The following is a 3,983-nucleotide window of genomic DNA, read 5'->3' as shown; positions in this document are numbered from 1 at the left end:
GGACCCGGTCAGGGTGTCGCGGTCGCCGTGCATCCGCAGCCCTGCGTGATCGGTGAGCAGCAGTTCCGCGTCGCCGTGGGCGTGGGCGAGTTCGGCGAGGGCCTGCAGTTGCGCGGCGGTCAGGGCACCGCCCGGCAGGTGCACGTCGACGGCGGATCGGGACTCGGACATGAGGTCCAGGCTAGAACGGCCGCCCGCCGGGCGCCGCGGGGGCCTGCACGTCTGCGTAGGGTGTGGTCATGTCTGATGGGGATCTCACGCGGCCGTCGTTCACCGACCTCGCCGCCGCCAAGTTCGTGCTGCTCAGCACCTTCCGCAAGAACGGCACCGCCGTGCCCACGCCCGTGTGGGCCGCCGCCGACGGGGACCGGTTGCTGGTGTGGACCGAGACCGACTCGTACAAGGTGCGCCGGTTGCGCCGGGACCCGCGCATCACCCTGGCGGTGTGCGACGCGCGGGGCAAGCCGCGCAGCGCCGCGGTCGCGGGCACCGCGGTCGTGCTCGACGACGCCGGCACCGACCGCGCCCGCGCCGCGATCGCCCGCAAGTACGGGATCCTCGGCTGGCTCGGGGTCAAGGCCAGCCTGCTGCGCCGCGGCCGGTCCGGCACGATCGGTCTCGCCTGCAGCGTCGACGAACCGTAATCTCGCCGGAGGCAGGCGATCTCGAGTCGGTCGCCACGCCCGCCCCTGTTCGATCCACCCGACCACGAGGAAACGACTTCATGAGCGTGCACAGCTTCACCGTCGCCACCGCCGACGGCACCACCGAGGACCTGAGCGGCTACGCCGGCAAGTACCTGCTGATCGTCAACGTCGCCAGCAAGTGCGGCCTGACGCCGCAGTACGAGGGACTCGAGGCGCTGCACCGGCAGGCCGGGGACAAGCTGCAGATCATCGGGTTCCCGTGCAACCAGTTCGCCGGTCAGGAACCCGGCACCGACGCCGAGATCCAGGAGTTCTGCCGCCTCACCTACGACGTGACGTTCCCGGTGTACGGGAAGATCGACGTCAACGGCGACGACGCGCATCCGCTGTACCGGCACCTGCGCGCCGAGGCCCCCGGCGACTTCGGGCCGGACCACGGGTTCCTGTACGAGCACGTCAGCAAGACGATGCCGGAGACGATCGGCACCGACGCGGTGAAGTGGAACTTCACCAAGTTCCTCGTGGATCCGGACGGCGCGGTGGTGCGCCGCTTCGAGCCGACGGTCACCCCGGAGGAGATCGGCCGGCAGGTCGCCGACCTGGCCTGAGACCCCGGGCCCGGGAACCGCACGGTTCCCGGGCCCCGCCGGTCAGCGGGCCGCGCTGACCGACGACATGTGGAAGTCGGGGATGCGCATCGGCGGCATCGCGGTGCGGGTGAACCAGTCCTTCCACTCCCGCGGCAGGGTCCGTTCGGTGGCGCCGACCTCGGTGGCGCGCCGCAGCAGGTCCAGCGGGGATTCGTTGAACCGGAAGTTGTTCACCGCCGCGACCACCTCACCGTCCTCCACCAGGTACACCCCGTCGCGGGTCAGGCCGGTCAGCAGCAGCGTCGCCGGATCGACCTCCCGCATGTACCAGAGGGTGGTCAGCAGCAGCCCCCGCTCGGTGCAGGCCACCAGGTCGTCGATGCTCGCCGCCGATCCGCCGGTGAGCAGCAGGTTGTCGCCGGGCGCGGTGACGGTCGCCCCGAACTCGGCGGCCGCGGCCCGCGGATACGTCAGCGCATGCACGGTCCCGTCCCGGATCCAGTCGACCCGTCCGGTGTCGAGTCCGTTGTCGAACACCGACACCGCGTCCGTGGAGGCGGTCGCCGTGACGAACGGCGCGCATGCGAGACCCGGCGCGGCCGGATCCGAATACAACGTCAGCGGCAGCGGGGTCAGGATCTCGCCGATCCGGGTGCCACCCGGCCGGGACAGCGCGGTGTGCCCCTCCTCGGCGCCGCGGCCCTCCATCGACCACATCAGGTAGATCATCAGGTCGGCCACCGCGGACGGCGGCAGCAGCGTCTCGTAGCGTCCCGCCGGCAACTCCACGGACTTGCGCGCCCAGTCCAGGCGCCGGTCCAGCTCCACCAGCAGTGCGGTGGTGTCGACGTCCCGGAAGTCGCGGGTGCCGGCGCCCGCCCAGGCGCCGGGACCGGTCGGCCCGCCCCGCTTGCCGTGCACCTCGATCGAGCCCTCCGGCTGCGTGTACCGGCGTCGCAGCCCGGTGGAGGTGCCGAGCCAGGTGGTGCACACCTGGTGGTGTGCGAACCCGTAGAGCAGGTCGGGGCCGCCGAATCCTTCGGTCAGCGCGTCGATCACCTCGTCGAACACCGCGATGCCGGTGCCGGTGTACGCGTCCCCCCAGTCCGAGGGGCTGCCGGTGCCGTCGAGCAGTGGCATCGCGTCGGTCGCCGGGGCGGCGTCCTCGGCGGCGGCCTGCGCCGCGGCGACCACCGCGGTGACGTCCGCGGGATCGACGCTGCTCGAGGTGACGATCCCGACGCGGGTCACCGGTTCGCGCCGGATCGCCAGCACCGTCCAGGACCGCGACCGCGACACCCCGTTGGTGGTCATCGAGTTGCCGGCCCACCGCAGCGCCGCCTCCGACACCTCGGTCACCAGCACGATCGTCTCGTCGGCCGTGGACGCGCGCAGCGCCCGCTCCACCAGTTCCTGCGGCTCGATCATCGTCCGCCCTCCGTCCGGGTGTTGAGCACGTTGATGCCGCGCAACAGCGCCGACGGGCAGCCGTGGCTCACCGCCGCGACCTGCCCGGGTTGCGCCTTGCCGCAGTTCAGGGCGCCACCGAGCCGCCAGGTGGACGGCCCGCCGACCGCCTCGAGCGCACCCCAGAAGTCGGTGGTGGTGCCCTGGTAGGCGACGTCGCGCACCTGACCGGCCAGTTGCCCGCCGCGGATGCGGTAGAAGCGCTGGCCGGTGAACTGGAAGTTGTAGCGTTGCATGTCGATCGACCAGGACTTGTCGCCGACGATGTACAGGCCGTCCTCGACGCCGGCGATCAGGTCCGCGGTGGACCGATCCACGTGCGGATCCGGTTGCAGCGACACGTTCGGCATCCGCTGGATCGGCACGTGGTGCGCCGAGTCGGCGTAGGCGCAGCCGTTCGAGCGCGGCAACCCGAGCCGCGGCGCGAACGCCCGATCCACCTGGAAGCCGACGAGCACCCCGTCGCGGACCAGGTCCCAGGACTGCGCGGCGACCCCGTCGTCGTCGAAGCCGACGGTCGCGAGGCCGTGCGGGTCGGTGCGGTCCGCGGTCACGTGCATCACGTCGCTGCCGTAGCGCAGCGACCCCAGCAGGTCCGGGGTGGCGAACGACGTGCCCGCGTACGCCGCCTCGTAGCCGACGGCCCGGTCGTATTCGGTGGCGTGCCCGACCGACTCGTGGATGGTCAGCCAGAGGTTGGTCGGATCGATCACCAGATCCGTCGGGCCGGCGACCACCGACGGCGCCGCGGCCTTCTCCGCCAGCCACTGCGGCAGCGCCGCCAGTTCCCCGGTCCAGTCCCAGTGATCGTCGGTCGCGAGGTACTCCCAGCCGCGGCCGGTGGGGGGAGCGAGGGTGCGCATGGTCTCGAACACCCCGGCCGCCTGATCGACGGTGGTCGCCTCGAACTGCGGCTGGATCCGCACTCGCTGCTGGGTGATGGTCGAGCCGGCCAGGTCCGCGTAGAAGGTCTGCTCCTTGACCTGCACACAGTGCGCCGTCACATGGTCGACGCCGTCGGCGGCGAGCAGCCGCTGCGACAGGTCGGTGAGGATCGCGACCTTGTCGACGGTCGGCACCGCGAACGGATCGAGGTCGTACTGCGAGACCCACACCGCGTCCGGGTAGACCGGTTCGTCGGCCCACTGCACCGGATCCCGGTTCAGCGGCCGCAACGCCCGAGCCACCTCGAGCGCCTGCCGGGCCGTCGCCGCGGCCGTGTCCGCCGTCAGCTCGGCGTGCGAGGCGAAGCCCCAGGTGCCGTCGACCAGCACCCGCA

At 71.9% G+C, this 3,983-nt stretch carries 4 protein-coding genes and 1 pseudogene; 2 read left to right on the top strand and 3 right to left on the bottom strand.

Features of this window, described 5'->3' with window-relative positions; genetic code table 11:
* Positions 1–171: pseudogene (locus ACN675_RS28170) on the bottom strand (precorrin-3B synthase); the annotation flags it as partial.
* 68 nt (positions 172–239) lie between these two features.
* Between ACN675_RS28170 and ACN675_RS28165 the strand changes: the two are divergent.
* On the top strand, positions 240–644 hold the full coding sequence (locus ACN675_RS28165; protein WP_420753953.1) for a PPOX class F420-dependent oxidoreductase: 405 nt from the start codon (positions 240–242) through the stop codon (positions 642–644).
* A gap of 80 nt (positions 645–724) precedes the next feature.
* Positions 725–1,255, top strand: a complete 531-nt coding sequence (locus tag ACN675_RS28160; protein WP_420753952.1) for a glutathione peroxidase — start codon at positions 725–727, stop codon at positions 1,253–1,255.
* Between the two features lie 42 nt (positions 1,256–1,297).
* On the opposite strand, the gene ACN675_RS28155 is transcribed toward ACN675_RS28160, so the two are convergent.
* Together ACN675_RS28155 and ACN675_RS28150 are read right to left on the bottom strand one after the other, a co-directional pair.
* Positions 1,298–2,665 carry a metallopeptidase TldD-related protein gene (locus tag ACN675_RS28155; protein WP_420753951.1) on the bottom strand — a complete coding sequence of 456 codons (1,368 nt, stop codon included), beginning with the start codon at positions 2,663–2,665 and terminating at the stop codon, positions 1,298–1,300.
* Positions 2,662–3,983, bottom strand: a 1,322-nt coding sequence (locus tag ACN675_RS28150) for a TldD/PmbA family protein (protein WP_420753950.1), incomplete at its 5' end; no start/stop codon positions are given. The genes ACN675_RS28150 and ACN675_RS28155, both read right to left, overlap by 4 nt.

It is taken from the genome of Rhodococcus sp. O3 (assembly GCF_048897285.1).
GTDB lineage: Bacteria > Actinomycetota > Actinomycetes > Mycobacteriales > Mycobacteriaceae > Rhodococcus.
This window is presented reverse-complemented; position numbering and strand designations above follow the sequence as displayed.

Excerpts from the sequence above, each read along its gene's own strand:
- ACN675_RS28165 (WP_420753953.1), top strand. The coding sequence starts at position 240 with ATGTCTGATGGGGATCTCACGCGGCCGTCGTTCACCGACCTCGCCGCC.
- ACN675_RS28160 (WP_420753952.1), top strand. The coding sequence starts at position 725 with ATGAGCGTGCACAGCTTCACCGTCGCCACCGCCGACGGCACCACCGAG.
- ACN675_RS28155 (WP_420753951.1), bottom strand. The coding sequence starts at position 2,665 with ATGATCGAGCCGCAGGAACTGGTGGAGCGGGCGCTGCGCGCGTCCACG.